This is a genomic window from Stenotrophomonas sp. 22692 (genome assembly GCF_052045015.1).
Classification (GTDB): domain Bacteria; phylum Pseudomonadota; class Gammaproteobacteria; order Xanthomonadales; family Xanthomonadaceae; genus Stenotrophomonas; species Stenotrophomonas geniculata.
The window spans coordinates 1-17,751 of sequence record NZ_JBQEMR010000027.1 but is presented as its reverse complement, the minus strand read 5'-3'; the positions used below and the strand labels follow the sequence as shown (position 1 = coordinate 17,751).

The 17,751-nt window shown below is 67.7% G+C and carries 15 protein-coding genes; 4 read left to right on the top strand and 11 right to left on the bottom strand.

Annotated elements, in window-relative coordinates; all coding sequences use genetic code 11:
• Positions 1–77: 77 nt before the first annotated feature.
• Entirely contained in the window at positions 78–1,640 is a 1,563-nt protein-coding gene (locus ACTJJM_RS15875) for a serine hydrolase (protein WP_071305505.1), read from the bottom strand.
• A 110-nt stretch (positions 1,641–1,750) separates the two neighbouring features.
• Between ACTJJM_RS15875 and ACTJJM_RS15870 the strand changes: the two genes are divergently transcribed.
• From ACTJJM_RS15870 to ACTJJM_RS15860, 3 genes are read left to right on the top strand one after another with little or no spacing between them, the layout of a single operon-like run.
• The gene (locus ACTJJM_RS15870) at positions 1,751–2,194 is read left to right on the top strand and encodes a VOC family protein (RefSeq protein WP_241873810.1); all 444 of its coding nucleotides are present in this window, start codon (positions 1,751–1,753) and stop codon (positions 2,192–2,194) included.
• Positions 2,191–3,009: a DUF72 domain-containing protein gene (locus ACTJJM_RS15865; protein WP_329837098.1), complete on the top strand. Its 819-nt coding sequence runs from the start codon at positions 2,191–2,193 to the stop codon at positions 3,007–3,009. The genes ACTJJM_RS15870 and ACTJJM_RS15865 overlap by 4 nt, the downstream gene beginning before the upstream one ends.
• Positions 3,010–3,043: 34 nt before the next feature.
• Positions 3,044–3,991, top strand: coding sequence for a DMT family transporter (locus ACTJJM_RS15860; protein ID WP_329837096.1), 948 nt, complete (start codon positions 3,044–3,046; stop codon positions 3,989–3,991).
• Positions 3,992–4,021: 30 nt separating this feature from the next.
• Here ACTJJM_RS15860 and ACTJJM_RS15855 read toward each other — a convergent pair whose 3' ends face one another.
• The 6 genes from ACTJJM_RS15855 to ACTJJM_RS15830 form a co-directional block, all read right to left on the bottom strand.
• Positions 4,022–5,182, bottom strand: coding sequence for an AAA family ATPase (locus tag ACTJJM_RS15855; protein ID WP_019337609.1), 1,161 nt, complete (start codon positions 5,180–5,182; stop codon positions 4,022–4,024).
• Positions 5,183–5,303: 121 nt separating this feature from the next.
• Positions 5,304–6,374, bottom strand: coding sequence for a GGDEF domain-containing protein (locus ACTJJM_RS15850; RefSeq protein WP_043396537.1), 1,071 nt, complete (start codon positions 6,372–6,374; stop codon positions 5,304–5,306).
• Positions 6,375–6,490: 116 nt separating this feature from the next.
• On the bottom strand, positions 6,491–7,213 hold the full coding sequence (locus ACTJJM_RS15845; RefSeq protein ID WP_010486389.1) for a pseudouridine synthase: 723 nt from the start codon (positions 7,211–7,213) through the stop codon (positions 6,491–6,493).
• A gap of 34 nt (positions 7,214–7,247) precedes the next feature.
• Positions 7,248–8,912, bottom strand: a complete 1,665-nt coding sequence (locus ACTJJM_RS15840; protein WP_329837092.1) for a sensor domain-containing diguanylate cyclase — start codon at positions 8,910–8,912, stop codon at positions 7,248–7,250.
• Positions 8,913–9,022: 110 nt separating this feature from the next.
• Positions 9,023–11,446, bottom strand: a complete 2,424-nt coding sequence (locus ACTJJM_RS15835) for a putative bifunctional diguanylate cyclase/phosphodiesterase (RefSeq protein ID WP_057503249.1) — start codon at positions 11,444–11,446, stop codon at positions 9,023–9,025.
• A gap of 218 nt (positions 11,447–11,664) precedes the next feature.
• Positions 11,665–13,611, bottom strand: coding sequence for a DEAD/DEAH box helicase (locus ACTJJM_RS15830; protein WP_019337605.1), 1,947 nt, complete (start codon positions 13,609–13,611; stop codon positions 11,665–11,667).
• A gap of 267 nt (positions 13,612–13,878) precedes the next feature.
• Between ACTJJM_RS15830 and ACTJJM_RS15825 the strand changes: the two genes are divergently transcribed.
• Positions 13,879–14,100 (top strand): RNA-binding S4 domain-containing protein, encoded by a 222-nt coding sequence (locus ACTJJM_RS15825; RefSeq protein WP_010486399.1) that lies wholly within the window; start codon positions 13,879–13,881, stop codon positions 14,098–14,100.
• Between the two features lie 11 nt (positions 14,101–14,111).
• Here the strand turns inward: ACTJJM_RS15825 and ubiM are convergent, their stop codons facing one another.
• From ubiM to ACTJJM_RS15805, 4 genes are all read right to left on the bottom strand, one after another.
• Positions 14,112–15,290 carry a 5-demethoxyubiquinol-8 5-hydroxylase UbiM gene (gene ubiM, locus ACTJJM_RS15820; RefSeq protein WP_049455657.1) on the bottom strand — a complete coding sequence of 393 codons (1,179 nt, stop codon included), beginning with the start codon at positions 15,288–15,290 and terminating at the stop codon, positions 14,112–14,114.
• Between the two features lie 80 nt (positions 15,291–15,370).
• Entirely contained in the window at positions 15,371–15,760 is a 390-nt protein-coding gene (locus tag ACTJJM_RS15815) for an MAPEG family protein (protein ID WP_010486403.1), read from the bottom strand.
• Between the two features lie 11 nt (positions 15,761–15,771).
• Positions 15,772–16,317 carry a DUF4019 domain-containing protein gene (locus tag ACTJJM_RS15810; RefSeq protein ID WP_019337602.1) on the bottom strand — a complete coding sequence of 182 codons (546 nt, stop codon included), beginning with the start codon at positions 16,315–16,317 and terminating at the stop codon, positions 15,772–15,774.
• A gap of 58 nt (positions 16,318–16,375) precedes the next feature.
• A complete protein-coding gene (locus ACTJJM_RS15805) occupies positions 16,376–17,539 on the bottom strand; it encodes a hypothetical protein (protein ID WP_010486407.1) in 1,164 nt (387 codons plus the stop codon).
• Positions 17,540–17,751: the final 212 nt, after the last annotated feature.

The following is a 17,751-nucleotide window of genomic DNA, read 5'->3' as shown; positions in this document are numbered from 1 at the left end:
CAGCCGATGATCACCCGCTCCCCCGGTAGTCGCCCACCTTGGTGGGCGCCTTACCGCATGCCGACCAAGGTCGGCATTTACCCATCAGTCGGTGTGAACAGCAGGTCCTGGAAATCGAAGCTGAAATCGGTCAGGTCGGAGATCGACTGCATGCGCACCTCGCGTACCTTGCCGTCCGGGTCCAGGCTGAAGTTCACGAACGCGTCGGCGTTGAGCGAACGGTCGTCCCAGCGCACGATGAAGGTGTCGTGCTGCCAGTGCTCCAGGCGCCCGCTCAGCTGCGCGGTCTTCATGAAGCGCAGGCGCAGGCCCTTGCCCTCGGCACTGATCTGCATGTCGCCATACCAGCGGTCACGGAAGGTGCCGGTGTAGCCGGCCAGTGCCAGCGACGGCTTGCTGCCCTTGTCGCGCGCGCTCTGGTGCTTGGCCCAGGCTTCGTCGGCCTTGTCCTGGCCCTTGGCCACGGCCTTGGCATAGGCGTCCACCCAGTCGTGCTTCTCGCCGCCCAGATAGGCATCGAGCACGCTCAGGGTGATCGCATTGAACGCCGCGCCCACTTCCTGGTTGGTCAGCACCACCACGCCCAGCTTCTCGCCCGGCACCAGGGTCAGCCGCGAGACCATGCCCGGCCAGCCACCGGTGTGCCAGACCAGCTTCTGCCCACGGTAATCGCTCAGGCTCCAGCCTTCGCCATAGCCGGCGAAATTGGCTCGCGCCGGTGCCAGCTCCGGCACGCTCGGCGCCGGGATCGACTGCGGGGTGATCATCCGCCACATCTGCTGCTGGCTCTTTTCACTGAACAGCGGCGTGCCATCGGCCAGCTTGCCTTCGGCCAGCTGCACCTTCATCCAGCGCGCCATGTCATGCGCGCTGGAATAGATGCCACCGGCGCCGGCGTTGTTCGACCAGGTCAGCGGCGCAACGGTGCGCAGGTCCTTGAAATCGTACTTGGCGTGGCCGACCGCGGCCTTGTCGCCGGGCTTCAGGTGATCGGCGTTGTAGCGCGTGCCGGCCATGCCCACCTTGTCGAAGATGCGGGTCTGCAGGAACTGCTGGTAACTCATGCCAGAGACATGCTCGATCACCTGCTGGGCGACCGCGTACAGGATGTTGTCGTAGGCATAGCTTTCGCGGAAACCGCCCTTCAGCGGCACTCTGCCCAACCGCTCCACCACTTCGGCATTGCTGTAGGACGTGGTCGGCCAGAACAGCAGGTCACCAGCGCCCAGACTCAGGCCACTGCGGTGGGACAGCAGGTCACGGATCGTCATCTGCCCGGTCACGAACGGGTCGGACATGCGGAACGACGGCAGGTGGTCGATCACCTTGTCGTCCATCTTCAGCTTGCCGTCCTCGGCCAACAGGTTCAGCGAGGTGGCGGTGAACGCCTTGGTGTTGGAAGCAATGGCGAACAGCGTATCGGCCTGCACCGGTTCCGGCTTGCCCTGCTCGCGCACGCCCCAGCCGCGCTCCAGCACCACCTCGCCATCCTTGACCACCGCCACGGCAATGCCGGGCACGTCGAACTGCGCGCGCACGCGCTCGACGGTCGCATCCAGGTCCTGCAGCTGCGCCGGGGTGGCAGCACTCGCCATGGTCGTGCACGCCAGCAGCACGGCTCCTCCAATCCAGGGTTTCATCCAGCACGATCTCCGAACAGGGGTGGCGGCCATGTGCAGGCCGTCACCGGGGTTTCGCGGGATGGTAACGTTCTGCGGCGCACCCTGCCCTGTGCCATAGGAGGGGTGTCATGGGCGGGAACGGCCAACCGAGCAACGGCTCCACCATCATTCCGTGCCTGCGCTATCGCGACGCGCAGGCCGCCATCGACTGGCTGCAGCGCGCCTTCGGCTTCCATGCCCAGGCTGTCTACGCCGATGGCGATACGGTGTTCCATGCGCAGCTGACCTTCGGCAGCGGCATGATCATGCTCGGCTCGGCCGACAGGGAAAGCGCCTGGAGCCAGCATGCCGCGATGCCGGACGAGGTGGGCGGCCGCCAGACCCAGAGTGCCTGCGTGATCGTGACCGATGCCGACGCCCATTACGCCCGGGCCAAGGCCGCAGGCGCCCGCATCGTCATCGACATCGCCGACCAGGACTACGGCGGCCGTGGCTATGCCTGCGCCGATCCGGAAGGCTACCTGTGGAGGTTCGGCAGCTACGATCCGTGGCGCGCGGACCACGACCAGTGATCGCCGCAGCGATCCGCTGCGGCATCGGCGGCTGGGTGTTTCCCGAATGGCGCGGCGGCGTTTTCTACCCCGTGGGCCTGCCGCAGCGTGAAGAACTGGCCCATGCCAGCCGGGCCCTGCGCTGCATCGAAATCAACGGCACCTTCTACCGCACGCCCACCGCAGCACAGTGCGCGCAGTGGGCCGCGCAGACGCCGGAAGGCTTCCGGTTTTCGATGAAGGCACCACGCTACCTGGTGCAGCGCCGCGACCTGTCCAGCACGGTGGAGGCAGCTGCGCCCTTCCTGCAGGCCGCACTCGCACTCGGCGACCGGCTGGGCCCCCTGCTGTGGCAGTTCGATCCGCGGCATCCGGCCGACGCCGAAGCGCTGGAACGGCTGATGGCGCAGCTGCCCAAGCAGCTGGGCGGCGTGCCGCTGCAGCACGCCCTGGAAGTCCGCAATGCCGAGGCGCATGGCCCGGCACTGGTTACCGCCGCACGCGCGCATGGCGTGGCCGTGGTGATCGAGGACAGCGACGAGGCGCCCCTGCACGGCGATGTCAGCGCCGGCTTCGTCTACGCACGGATCAAGCGCAGCCAGGCCCGCTTGAAGGAGGGCCTGCTGGCGCCCATGCAGCAGCGCTGGGCCGAACGGGCCAGGCGCTGGTCGCGCGGCGAGCCGGTGGACGACCTGCCCTGCCTGGCAGGGCCCGCCCCTGAAAGCCCGCGCGAGGTCTACCTCCTGTGCATCGGCGCAGGCAAGGCGCGCAACCCGGCGGCAGCGATGGCGCTGCAGCGGCAGGTTGACCAGAGCAGTCATTCCACACGCGGGTAGCGCTGCGACGTTCGCCTTGCCTCACAATAGGCAGATGAGCACACCCGACACCCGCAAAGCGCTGTGGCAGATCCATTTCTGTGTCCTGCTGTGGGGTATCACCGCCATCCTCGGCAAGCTGATCACCCTGCCCGCATTGCCGCTGGTATGGTGGCGCATGCTGCTGGTGACGGCGATGCTGGCCCTGCTGCCACGGGTGTGGCGCGGGCTGCGTACCCTGCCCCTGCGGCTGGTGGCCGGCTACGCCGGCATCGGCGCGCTGGTCGCCCTGCACTGGCTGACGTTCTACGGTGCGGTGAAGCTGGCCAATGCCTCGGTGGCCGCCACCTGCATCGCGCTGGCGCCAGTGTTCACCTCGATCATCGAGCCATGGGTGGCCAAGCGGCCGTTCCAGCTGCGTGAACTGGCGTTCGGCCTGGCGGTGCTGCCGGGTGTTGCGCTGGTGGTCGGCGGCGTGCCCGATGGCATGCGCCTCGGTGTGTTGATCGGCGCGATCTCGGCGCTGCTGGTGGCAGTGTTCGGCTCGCTCAACAAGCGCATGGTCAGCCACGCGGATCCGCTCACGGTCACCGCACTGGAGCTGGGTGCGGGCACCCTCACCCTGACCCTGCTGGCACCGCTGATGCCCTACCTGCTGCCGGCGCTGGCCAGCCCGCTGTGGGTGGTTCCGGGCCTGCACGACGGCATCCTGCTGCTGGTCCTGGCCGGGTTCTGCACGCTGCTGCCGTTCGCCCTTGCCCTGGTCGCGCTGCGCCACCTGAGCGCCTACACGGTGCAGCTGGTGACCAACCTGGAACCGGTCTATGCGGTGGTGCTGGCGGTGCTGCTGCTGCGCGAGCAGCACGAGGTCACCCCGTGGTTCTACCTGGGCGTGGCGATCATCGTCGGCGCGGTGTTCCTGCATCCGCTGCTGAACCGCCGCAAGCCGGTGCAGCATCCGGAAATCCTTGGCACGGCCGAGGCACGCAACATCGCCGATTGAGCGCGTCCACGCAGGGCGTGGATGGCCGTATCAACGCTGCGGCCAGTGCCATGCCGGCGCATCCAGCAGGCCCTGCCCGCTCAGCAGCGTGCGGCCCTGTTCCTTGTGCAGGTGCAGCGAATGACAGCCGGGCGCTTGCTCCAGTGCTGCGATCAAGCGGCTGGCGTGTGACACCACCCACACCTGGCTGCGCGCACTGGCCGCGATGATCAGCCGCGCCAGCGCCGGCAGCAGGTCCGGATGCAGGCTGGTCTCCGGCTCGTTGAGCACCAGCAGCGGCGGCGGGCGTGGCGTGTGTAGCGCAGCAGCCAGCAGCAGGAAGCGCAGCGTACCGTCGGACAGTTCGGCCATCGACAACGGCCGCAGCAACCCCGGCTGGTGGAAGCGCAGGGCCAGTCGACCGTCCAGCTCTTCGAAGCCGACCGTGGCGCCGGGGAACGCATCGTCAACGCTGCGTGCCAACGCGACCGGATCTCCGATTTCGAGAATGGTCACCCAGGCTGCCGCCAGATCCCGGCCGTCGTGATGCAGCACCGGCGTGCGCGTGGCCATCGCCGGTTGTCGCGCCGGGGCATCGGCATCGCTGCGGAAATGGTCGTAGAAGCGCCAGCGACGGATGTACTCACGCAAGGCGATGGTTTCCGGCATGCGCTGCGGATCGCCGACCTGGGTGAACAGGCTGTCGAACAGCGACAACCGGTCATCCACGAGATCCCAGCCGCGCGCATGACGTTGCCGCACCATTGCCCCACGGCGATCAACCAGCAGGTTGGCGCTGCGCAGGAACGGCCCGGCCCAGATCGCCTCCACCTTGATCTGCGGATCCAGCGCAAACGCCGAATGGCTGGGCGGCGGGTAGCCCAGGTCGATGGCATAGCCGAATTCGTCGGTGGTGAAGCCGAGCTTCAATCCCACCGATGCCTGCCGAGGGCCACCCTGCAGCGGGATCTCGCCGGCCGCGACCCGGCGATCGATGGATTCGGGGCCGGCCCACAGCGCCGAACCCAGCCCCCCTTCGCGGGCCAGCACCGCCGCAACGCCGCCCTGTGCGGTCTCCGCCAGCAGGCGCAGCGCGCGGTACAGGCTGGACTTGCCACTGCCGTTGTCACCGGTCACCACGTTCAACTGCTGCAGCGGCAGGACCAGCCCGTGCAGCGAACGATAGTGGGCGATGGCCAGGGTCTGCAGCATGGTCGGCGTCCGTGGGAACAGGAACGGCATATTCGCCGGGCACAATCGCACAGGCCGCGACACGGCGTTATCCCATCGGCAAAATCATCCACGCATGGCGTGGACCTACTGCATGCAGGGCTCAGCCCGCCCGTTCCACCCGGTTGCGACCGTTGCCCTTGGCCCGGTACAGCGCATTGTCGGCGCGCGCCAGCATGTCATCCACGCTTTCACCTGCCTGGTGCTGGGCAACGCCGATGCTGATCGTGACCGGGAAACCCAGCGGAAGGTCTGCCACGGCCAGGCGCAGGAACTCGCATTGCAGTTCGGCTGTGTGCAGATCGGTGCCCGGCATCACCGCCACGAACTCCTCACCGCCATAGCGCGCGGCCATGCCACGGCCGGCAAAGTGCGAGCGCAGCAGCACGCCCAGCTCGGCCAGCACCCGGTCGCCGGTGGCGTGGCCCTGGAAATCGTTGATGTGCTTGAAGTGATCGATGTCCAGCAAGGCCACGCAGGCCAGTCCCGGCTGCCCATCGATCTCCGCCACCGCCTCTTCCAGTGCCGCCGCCATCGCGCGGCGGTTGGGCAGTCCGGTCAACGCATCGGTGCGGCTCTGCTCGGCCAGGTCGGCATTCTGCGCCAGCAGTACGTCCTGGTACTCCGACAGCAGGCGCTCGTAGTCATCGCGTTCCAGCATGTGCTTCTGGATGTCGAGCGCGAAACGGCGCAGCTCCATCACCAGCATCACCTGCCGTGACAGAGCGGCCAGTGCCTCGGCCTTGTCGCTGGGCAGGTGCTGCGGATGTGCATCGAACACGCACAACGTACCCAGTGGCAGGCCATCGGAACTGATCAGTGGCGCACCGGCGTAGAAGCGGATGTGCGGGTCACCGGTCACCACCGGGTTGTCGTGGAAGCGGATGTCCTGCAACGCGTCCTCGACCACCATGATTTCCTGCGGCTGCAGGATGGCATGGCCACACATCGATTCGCTGCGCAGGTTCTCCGCCGCGTCGATGCCCTGGATCGACTTGAACCACTGCCGCTCGACATCGATCAGGGTCACCGCCGCCATCGAGGTACCGCAGACCGCCTTGGCGATCGCCACCAGGTCGTCGAATGATTTTTCGCGTTGCGAATCAAGGATGCGGTAGCGGTACAGCGCCTCGAGCCGAAGGGCTTCATTGGCAGGCTTGTCGGGCTTGATCATGCAGCGTCACATTCCGGCAGGTCACTGCGGAGTCTAGCCGATGTAGAGCCGAGCCCATGCTCGGCTGCACCCGGACAAAAGGGCAGCCGAGCAAGGCTCGGCTCTACAGAGGCCGTTTACCAGTCCAGCTGCTTCGGCAACAGGCCCTGCAGCTCCTGCTCGGTCAGGTTGCGCCACTGGCCCGGCTTCAACGCGCCGATCTTGATGTTGTCGATGCGCACGCGGCGCAGCTGGGTCACGCGATAGCCGAATTCGGCGGCCATCAGGCGGATCTGCCGGTTCAGGCCCTGCTGCAGGGTGATGCGGAAACCGAACTTGGCGATGCGCGAGGTCTTGCACGGCAACGTCATCTGGTCGTGGATGCGCACACCGCGCGCCATGCCGCGCAGGAACTCATCGGTAACCGGCTTGTTGACCGCCACCAGGTACTCCTTCTGGTGGCCGTTCTCGGCACGCAGGATCTGGTTGACGATGTCGCCGTTGCTGGTCATCAGGATCAGGCCTTCGGATTCCTTGTCCAGGCGCCCGATCGGGAAGATGCGCTGCTCGTGGCCGACGAAATCGACGATGTTGCCCTTGACCGAGGTTTCGGTCGTGCAGGTGACACCCACCGGCTTGTTCAGCGCAATGTAGACATGGCGGCGGGCGCCGGGCTTGCGGGCCACGCGCGCGCGCAGTGGCTGGCCGTCGACCAGCACCTGGTCTTCGTCGCCCACCACCGCGCCAGTGCCGGCCGGATGGCCGTTGACGGTGACCCGGCGGGCGGCGATCAGGCGATCGGCCTCGCGGCGGGAGCAGAAGCCGGTGTCGGCGATATGTTTGTTGAGTCGGGTGGTCATCGGCCTATTATCCGGCATCGCCGCCCGCAGCGCTTCATGCCAGGCCGGGCGGATCGAGCTCTTCACCGTCGAACACCCGGTTGCGGCCGGCGCGCTTGGCCACGTACATGGCATGGTCGGCCCGCCGCAACAGCCCGGCCAGATCGTCCTCGCCAGGCCGCCACTGCGCCAGGCCGATGCTGGCGGTCACTTCCAGTCCCGGCACCTGCAGGGCCTGCCCGGCCTCGGTGATGCGCTGGCGCAGGCGGTCCAGCCGCGCCGATGCCGCCTCGCGCGGCATGCCGGGCATCAGCAGCAGGAACTCCTCGCCGCCCATCCGCACCACTTCGTCCTGGCTGCGCACCGCAGCGCGCAGCGCGCGTGCCACCGCCACCAGTACCTGGTCGCCCACGGCATGGCCGTGGCGGTCGTTGATCTCCTTGAACAGGTCGATGTCGAGGAAGCCGATCACCAGCGGGCCACGCTCACGGTCGACCTGTGCCAGGTGACGGGCCAGCTGCTGCAGGCCGGCGCGGCGATTCGGCAGTCCGGTCAGGCCGTCGGTTTCGGCCAGCTGACGCAGTTCATCGCGCTGCTGGCGCAGTCGGCCCAGCCGCTGGTTCATGGCATAGGCGGCCATCATCAGCAGCCAGGTCACCGCCAGCTGCAGTGCTTCGACCCGGTACTCCAACAACCATTCCGCACGGCAGACATCGGCGATGATCAGGACCAGCATGGGTGCCAATGCGGCCAGTCCTGCCTGCGACCAACGGTTGCCACGCCAACGTGCCCATACGCCCATCAGCAACGCCAGGCCACACCCCAGCAGATAGGACACCTGCAGGCCCTGCGCGACCCAGGCCAGCTGTTCCCAGCGCAGCCACGGCACCAGGACGGCCAGCGCCACCAGGCCCCACAGCACGGTCGCCTGCAGCGGCCGCGACCGTGGCCATACGCGGTCACCGCCGTTCAGCCGCCACAGTGCCGGCAGTACCAGCGCCTGCGTGGCGGCGGTCAGCGAGAGCAGCCACCAGGCCCCACGCTCCCCCACCGGCAGCCACGGTTCCGGGTAGCCGCTGAGGCCACCGAGGATCGCCTGCCACAGCACCAGTACCGTGGTGCCCGCGACGTAAACCAGGAAGCTGCGATCGCGCGTGGTCAGGAAGGCCATCAACGCCGACAGCGCCAGTGCGATCGCCACGGCGATGCAGGCAGCACGCATCAGCAGGCGGGCGGTGTCGTTCTGCTGCACCGGGCTGGGCGCGCCCAGCCGCAGGGTCGGTACCCAACGTGTCTTCAGCGGTGTCTGCCAGGAAACCAGGAACGGCTCATGGCTGCCGGCCGGCGGTACGGCCACCAGGCCGATGCCTGCACGGAAGCGCGAATCACGGGTGCGGGCGTCGTGCATGTTGCCGCAGATTTCGCGGTCACCGTGCTGTACCCGCACTTCGCCGGCAAAGACATTGAACACGTCCAGCGCCTGTGGCTGGCCCGACCAGCCTTCCTGCGGAGCCGTCACCAGCACCTGCTGGCGCGGGCCCGACAGCATGTGCGGCGTGCACGCACGATGCGGGGTGGGCTCATCGGTGGCGCCACCGACCAGCAGGTAATCGCGCCCCGATTCCACCGCTGCGGCCTGCAGCGGCCACGGCGTCGCCAACCACGCCAGCAGTACGACCAGCACCGCTCCCGTTCCGTACTGCCACTGCCTGCCGCCCACGCCACATCCTGTTGTTGCTTACGCCCGCGCCCACTGCGCGTCGCCCCTGGCCGGCATTATCGCAGCCGGACGTACGCCGCACGTGTAGACCAAAGTCGCCGCCACGCCGTTCAGCCAGCCCCCGGCGGCCCCTTCACCGCGACCAGCCGCACCGGGCGCAGATCGGCCAGGGTCAGCCGCTCCAGCGGCTGCGGGCGTTCGATGGCATAGCCCTGCAGGCCCTGCACGCCAAGCCGGGTCAGCGCACCGGCAACCTCGGCGGTCTCCACCCACTCGGCCACCACTTCCATCTGCAGCTCGCGCCCGAGCTCGCTGATCGCGCGAACTGTGGCGTGGCTGACTGGATCAGTATCCATGTCCCGCACGAAGGCGCCGTCGATCTTCAGGATGTCCGCAGGCAACTGGCGCAGATAGCCGAAAGAAGACAGGCCGGAGCCGAAGTCATCCAGTGCCATCCGGCAGCCCCGCGCCTTGACCGCATCGATGAATGCACGGGCCTGGGTGAGGTTGCTGATCGCCGCAGTCTCGGTGATCTCGAAGCACAGCTTGGAGGCCAGCGCGCGGTTGCGCTCGAGCAGGTCGCAGACGAAGGCGAGGAAGCCGGGCTCGGCGATCGACTGCGCCGACACGTTGACGTTGCACAGGCCCAGCTGCCGGACGTGTGCCGGGCACACCTGCAGGTGGCGGAACAGCAGGCCGAGCACGTGCCGGTCCAGCGCCACGGCCATGCCATAGCGCTCCACCGCCGGCATGAACTGGCCCGGCAGGTGCAGGCTGCCATCGCTGCCGCGCATGCGCACCAGCACTTCGTAGTGCAGGTAGGTCGGATCGCCCACGCGGGCGATGCGTTGCGCATACAGCAGCATGCGGTTCTCGGCCATCGCCAGGCTGACGCCCTGCAACCGCTCGGCTTCCCGGCGGCGCTCCTCCAGCGCCATGCGGTTCTCATTGAAACAGTGCACCCGGTTGCGACCGGCCTGCTTGGCGGCATAGCAGGCGCTGTCGGCAGCACTCATGAGCCAGTTCGCATCGGGGGCGTCGGCGCTGACTTCAACCACACCGATGCTGCAGCTCAGCTGCGGGCTGCCCTCGCTGATCGGGAACGTGGCCTGGCCCAGGTTGCGGATCACCCGCTGCAGCACCCGCTTGGCCTCGTCCTGCCCGGCATGGGCGAGGAACACGGCGAACTCATCGGCGCCCAGGCGGCCGACCCAGTCACCGTCACGCACTGCAGCCACCAGATAGTCGGCGAAACTGCGCAGCATCTGGTCACCGGCGGCGTGGCCGAAGCTGTCGTTGACCAGCTTGAAGTGGTCCAGGTTGATGTAGCACAGCGCATGCGTGCCGCCGTCGCTGCGCACCTGCAGCAGCGAACGTTCCAGCAGCCGCTCGATTTCGCGCCGGTTGATCAGGCCGGTCAGCGGATCGTGGCTGGCGTGGTGTTCGATCTCGCGCGCCAGGGCATGGTTCTGGCTGACATCCTCGATGATCGCAAACACCGACAGGCCACCTCCCGCGCTGCGCACGCCGGTGCCACTCCAGCGCCCCCACACCAGGCTGCCATCGCGGCGGCAGAAGCGCAGCTCACTCGGCCGCAGCTGCCGGTCCCAGTCAATGCGGCCGACGCCATCGATGACCAGTTCGCCTTCCATCAACAGATCACCGAGCGACATCTGCAGCAGCACGTCGCGTCGGTAGTCGAGGATATCGGCCATCGCCTGGTTGGCTTCGATCACCTTGCCGTCGGTGTCGAGCTTGAGCATGCCGACATTGGCCTGGTAGAAGGCCGCACGGAAGCGGCTTTCGTGCTCGGTCAGGTCCTTGCCGACGCGGCGCGCCAGCGCGACAGCCATCAGGCTGATCGCCAGCACCGACAGCCCACCGACCACAAGCGTGGCGATCCGCACCATCGTGGCCATGCGCAGCAACGCCTGGGAAAATGCCTGTGCCTGCACCTGCAACCGCCGGTCCAGATCACGCAGCTGCTGCAGGTACCGGTCGCGGTCCGCCACTGGCAGCGCCCCCTGGGCATGCCCCGACTGCAGCTCGGCGACCAGCCGCTGCACGGCCAACAGGTCATCATCGGTCTGTCGCCACAGCGTGCTTGCTTCCCGGAATGCACCGATGTCGCGTGCATAGCGGAACGAGAACACCAGGCGCGGAATATCGGCGCGCGCGTTGCCGCCCTGCAGGAAGCCCTGCCTGGCCTTCTCCTCGTCCGGTACCGCCTGTTCCAGCGCCAGCCGGGCCTGCAGATCCCCCAACGGAATCCGCAGCGCCTGGCGCGCGTCGTCCAGGTCCTGGGCATCACCGCGCGCCAGATAGCGGCTGAGTGCGGCGGTCGCATCCTGCTGACCACGCGACCAGTAGCCCTGGCCGGCGATCCATGCGGTGGAGGCCGCCTGCAGCTCCTGGATCAAGGCGGACAGCGCGACCAACCCGATCGCCATGCCCGTCAACAACGCAAAGCGCAATCCCAGGCCACGGGTCATCGGCACCCGCCGGCTCTGCTGGTCCGTGCCACTTCTACCCATCCCGGATCCCCCCGAATGTGCTGCGGTGACAACCTCCCTTGGAACCGGCCCAGCCTATGACCGGCAATGTGTGGGCCATGCGAAAAAGGGGACGGAGGGGATTAAGTCGTTTTCGGCATAAGCGCGCGGCCTGCCATTTACGACTTCATCCCCTCCGTCCCCTTTTCCTGTACGCCAGCCCGGAGGCTGGCGTTGATCAGGACGGCTGCGGGTGCGGCTTAGAAGCTGCGCGGACCGCGCGGCTTGAAGCCGTCACGACGCGGCGGGCGGCTGTCGCGGTCACCGCCGCGGTCGCCGCCGTGGCCACCCGGACCACCCGGACCACCACGACGCGGGCCACCTGGGCCGCCCGGACCACGCTTGTCGAAGCGCGGCTTGAACGGACGCGGGGCCGGGTTGGTGTCTTCACCCGGGGCCAGCGCACGCATCTGCAGCTGCTGGCCGGACACCCACACTTTCTGCAGGTGCGACAGCACGTCCGGCGGCATCTGCGCCGGCAGGTCCAGCAGCGAGAAGTCGTCGTGGATGTCGATGCGGCCGATGAAGCGGCTTTCCAGTCCGGCTTCGTTGGCAATGGCGCCGACGATGTTGGCCGGCTTCACGCCATGCTGGTGGCCCACCGAAATGCGGTAGGTCTCCATGCCCTGCTCCGGTGCACCACGCGGCGGAACCTCGCGGCGCGGACGCTGCTCGAAACCACCTTCGGCGTCGTCACGACGCGGGCCACGCTCAAAGCGCGGACCACGCTCGTTGCGGTCGAATCGATCGCCACGCTCCGGACGGTCGCCACGGTCGAAGCGCTCGCGCGGCGCGCGCTCTTCACGCGGGGCGCGCACCGGCGGCTGCAGCAGGAACGGGGTGTCACCCTGCAGCAGCTTTGCCAGCGCGGCGGCGATCTCGATGGCGGGCACGTTCTGCTCGTTCTCGAAGCGCTCCAGCAGCTGGCGGTAGAAGTCCAGGCCACCGGCGCCGAGGGTTTCGCTGATGCGCGAGGTGAACTTGTTGATGCGGGTGTCGTTGACCGCCTCCACGCTCGGCAGCTGCATCTCTTCGATCGGCTGGCGGGTAGCGCGCTCGATCTGGCGCAGCATGCCCTTCTCGCGCGGGGTGGCGAACAGGATCGCCTCGCCGCTGCGGCCGGCACGGCCGGTACGGCCGATGCGGTGCACGTAGCTTTCGGTGTCGTACGGGATGTCGTAGTTCAGCACGTGGCTGATGCGCTCCACGTCCAGGCCACGGGCGGCCACGTCGGTGGCCACCAGGATGTCCAGCTTGCCTTCCTTCAGCATGGCGATGGTGCGCTCACGCTGGGCCTGCTGCATGTCACCGTTGATGGCGGCAGCGGCCAGGCCACGGGCCTGCAGCTTGCTGGCCAGTTCTTCGGTGCCGGCCTTGGTACGCGCGAAGATGATCATCGCGTCGAACGGCTCGACTTCCAGGATGCGGGTCAGCGCATCCAGCTTGTGCATGCCGCTCACCCACCAGTAACGCTGGCGGATGTTGGCCGAGGTGGTGGTCTTGGCCGCGATGGTCACTTCCACCGGGTCCTGCAGGTAGGTCTGCGCGATGCGGCGGATCTGCGGCGGCATGGTGGCCGAGAACAGGGCCACCTGGCGCTGCTCCGGCAGCTTCTTCAGCACGGCTTCGACGTCGTCGATGAAGCCCATGCGCAGCATTTCATCGGCTTCGTCCAGCACCAGGGTTTTCAGCTCGGACAGGTCCAGGGTGCTGCGGTCCAGGTGGTCGATCACGCGGCCGGGGGTACCGACCACGATGTGCACACCACGGCGCAGGGCCGACAGCTGCTGGCCGTACGGCTGGCCGCCGTACACCGGCAGCACGCGGAAGCCCGGGATCTTCGACGAATAGGACTGGAACGCCTCGGCAACCTGGATGGCCAGCTCGCGGGTCGGTGCCAGGATCAGGGCCTGCGGCTTGATCTGCTGCAGGTCGATGTTGGACAGTACCGGCAGCGCGAACGCGGCGGTCTTGCCGGTGCCGGTCTGGGCCTGGCCCAGCACGTCGCGGCCTTCCAGCATCGCCGGGATGGTGGCGGCCTGGATCGGCGACGGGGTTTCGTAGCCGATGGCGGTGACCGCCTGCATCACGGGCTCGGACAGGCCGAGCTGCGCAAACTGCAGCGGCGCTTGGGAATCTTGGGACATGGGGAACTCCGAAGACACTGCCGTCTTCCTGGCAGTGCGATAAAAAAGGTGATGGTCCGCGCTTTGGGCGCCCTTCTTATCGCGTGCCCTGGCGCTGCTCGGTTGGAGGAGATTTCACTCGCTCAGAGCGGAATCATACCGCATTGATCCTGAACAAGGCGTACAGCTTGCCATGCGCGTGTCGTCATGCCCCGTGCTGGCGCACAATACGCGCCCTCTTCCCCGGCCCGGCCGCTGGCCCGCGCCCCTTCCCAGGAAACCCGCTCCATGCAGATTCTCGAATTCGACCTCGACGGTGACTACGTCGAACTCAAGCAGTTGCTGAAGCTGGCCGACCTGGTCACCAGCGGCGGCGAAGCCAAGATGGTCATCGGTGACGGCCAGGTGCGGGTCGATGGCGAAGTCGAACTGCGCAAGGCCTGCAAGATCCGCGCAGGCCAGGTGGTCGAATTCGCCGACAGCCAGATCCGGGTGCTGGCTGCCGGCTGATCTGAAGCTGTTCAGGCCACGCGCTGGGTCAGGTGCGAGGCAATCAGCTGCCTGAACGGTGCTACGCCCTGCGCCAGGCGCAGGCCGGCCGCCCGCAGCAGGCGCGCCGGACGGCGATCGTCGGTGTACAGGCTGGCGATCGCATTGGTGGCCTCGTACAGCGGCCGCGACGCCAGCCGGTGACCGCGCTGGTAGCTGGCCAGCATGCCGGCCGCGGCAATGTCGGCACCGCGACGCTGCTGCTCGACGATGCCCTGCGCCAGCCGCTGTGCGCTGGCCAGTCCCAGGTTGAAGCCATGCGCGGTGACCGGGTGCATGCCGACTGCGGCATCGCCGATCAGTGCCGAACGCCCGCCGACAAAGCGGTGCGCATACACACCTACCAGCGGATACGCCTGCGGCGTGGCCACCGGCTGCATGCGGCCCAGGCGATGTTCGAAGCAACCGCTGATGGCCTCACCGAAGGCCACCTCATCCATTGCCAGCAGTTCTTCAATCTGCCGCGGCGGCAGCGTGATCACCGCCGACGCCTGGCCCTCGTTGAGCGGCAGCAGCGCCATCGTGCGGCCGTAGCCGAACCATTCCCAGGCAGTGTGGTGATGGTCGCGCTCGACCTGCATGCGGCACACCAGCATCGACTTGCCGAAGTCGCGCATCTGCGCACCGATGCCGAGCATGCGGCGGGTGGCGGAGAAGCGGCTGTCAGCGGCCACCAGCAGCCGCGCATGCAATTGGCTGCCGTCATCGAGTTTGACCACATGGCCCTGTGCATCGGCCTGCACGCCCTGCACCTTGCGCCCGTCGAACAGCTCCAGGCCGTCCTGGCCCTGCACGGCATCCCATGCAGCACGGCGGATCAGATGATTGGGCACCAGCCAGCCCAGCGGCTGGCCGTCGACCTGGCTGCTGGCGAAGGTCAGCGCGAACGGCGAGCCACCATTCATCACCTTGGCATCGCGCAGTTCAGCGACTTCGGCGTGCGGCAGGCGCTGCCATAACCCCAGCTGCTCCATGCTCTGCCGCGAGGCATGGGTCAGCGCGATCTCGCGGCCATCGAAGGCGGCTTCGGCCAAGGCTTGGCGCGGCTGCACTTCGACCAGCCCGACCTGCAGCCCGCTGCCGGCCAGCGCGCGCGCGAAGCACAGGCCTGCCGGTCCGGCGCCGACCACCACCACGTCCATCCTGCGCATGCGCGCCTCCTGCCGTTGATTCAGTCCGGGCCAGCATAGCGCCACACACCTGACCGGCCTTGATCTGGATCAGGCCCGGGTCACAACAACGCGAACACCAGCGCCAGGATCGACAGCAGCGACACCAGCCACACCAGGCTGCGCACGTAGGGCACGCCTGCGGCATACAGCGGCAAGTAGGCCACGCGCGCCCAGAAGTAGGCCTGCGCGGCCAGCGCGGTGGTGTCGTTGCCGCGCCCAGCCACGACCACTGCGATCGCGGCGGCGGCGAAGAACGGGAAGGTTTCCAGGAAGTTGGCCTGGGCCCGCTGCAGGCGACCGGCCAGCGGGCTGACCGGCTTCGCTTCGCCATCTCGCGCCGAAGCATTCCACTTCATCCCGCGCTCGCGGGTGACCACGGTGGAGGTGGCGAAAATGTAGACAAAGCCCAGCAGCACCGACCAGGCCAGCATCGTCAGTTCAGTTGCCATCATGCATCTCCTCAGGGTGCCGACGCACGCAGGCTGTAACCGGCCAGGCGCCACACCTGGTCCTCGTCGAAACGGAACGAGACCAGCTCGCGCACCGGCTGCGCGCTGTTGGCGAAACGGGTCGGGAAGCTGACGTTGATGTACAACCCTTCCGGCACCGCAGCGCCGGCGCTGTACTTGACCCGGGTAATGGTCGGCTGGCCGCGGCCGGCCAACGCACCCAGGCGCGAGCGCTCGCTGGTCAACTGGCTGACGAAGGCGGCCTTCGGTACCGCACGTCGCGCGACGGCCGAAGCGCCGTCCCACAATTCGCCTGCGCGGTTGGCATCCACCAGCTGCGCCGCCTTCACTGCGGCCGCACCCATTTCCGCGTCCTGTTTCTGCACCTGCGCCTGCTGCGCGGCGGTCAACACCGGAGCGTCGGCGGTAGCCGGTTTTGCAGCCGCTGGCGAGGCCGGTGCCGGGCGCGCGGGTGCCGGGGCGGGCGTGGCCGGCGCAGGTGCCTGCGCCAATGCGGTCAGGGGCAGCAGGGACAGCAGCAGGAGCACGCGCTTCATGGACACCGCCGGTTCTCGGGAAAGAACCGCAGTCTACGCCAGCGCGGTGAGCTGTTCGTCAGCGCGCGTTGGCGCTGCCTTCCACCGTGGCGGCATCGGCCTGCGCGGCAGGCGTGCCGGAATCTGCCGGCGCCTGTTCGGCCACCGGCGGCGGCTCCGACGGTGCCGGCGGCAGCGTTGCCACGTCGATCTCCGACAGCGGGCTTTCTTCCGGGCACACTGCATCCGGGAAACCGAAGCGCTGCTTCAGTGCCTGGCCGCAGCTGTTGATCGATTCCATGTCGGCGCCTTCGCGCTTGCACTGCTGGTCGAAGGCGATCAGGAACGCGTCCTTGCGCTGCACGAAATCATCGCCGCAGGCCCGCATCTGCTTGATCCGTTCCAGATCGTCCTGCACCGCGTTGGTGCCATCCAGGCCGTACTGGCGCAGCTCGTCCGCGGTCAGCAGGCGCAGGCTGCGGTTGGGCACGGTCATCATCAGATCAGCCACGCCCACCGCCACGCCGTTGCGCTGCAGGTAGTCCTTTACGTTGTCGTAGACCTCGTGCAGCTCGCGGTTGAGTTCTGCGCGCGAGGTGGCCTTGGAGCTGATGCGCATCATGCGGTGGATGCCAACCTTGCCTGACAGCAGGCGGTTGTCACCGGCGGCCAGCACGAACACGCAGGCACTGTGGCAGATCGAGCCTTCGCGCACCCAGATGGTCCAGCCGGATTCACCGATACTGTCACCGGCGACAATCGCCGATTCCACCTGGCCCCCGCTGGAATCCAGGTCGAGGATGCGCTTGTGGATCTTCTGCTGGTCGGCAACCACGGCCAACCGCCACATCATCTCGGCGAAGCCCGGGTTGATCTTGCCGGCGTAGCGCACGCGCATCAGGCCACGTTCGGCGCAGGGCGCCAGCGCCTGGCTGATCTGCTCGCGCTGCAGGCCTTCCAGCTCGACACCGTCGCCCGCGTCACCGGCATATTCGGTGCTGCAGCTGACCCACGCACGCCCGTTCTCCAGCTGCGCCTGCGGCCACGGCCGATCCGCCCGGCTGCGCGGCGGCGCCGGCGGCGGTGGCGCATCGGCGGCGTTGATCGACACCATGTTCTCGCCATCACTGGCCGGTGCCCGCGCCGCCTTGTCGGCAGCGGTCACATTGCCCGGATTCTCCAGCTGACTGCAGCCCGCCAGGGCCAGGCACAACAGGGGCAACCAGCGGAGTTTGGCGGACATCGGGCAACCGGATTTCAAGGGAGCAAGGGCCACAGTCTACCCGTCCGGGGCGCGCATTCAGCGCGTGGTACTGAACCCCTTCTGACCCTTGGGAAAGCGTGTCGACCAAGGTCGACACCTACCAGAGCGGGATGCCCTTCCGACAGATCGCAGGAACCTGTCGAAGGCGGGGTGGGTCCGGTTGCGGGAGTGTCCGCGGCATGGATGCCGCG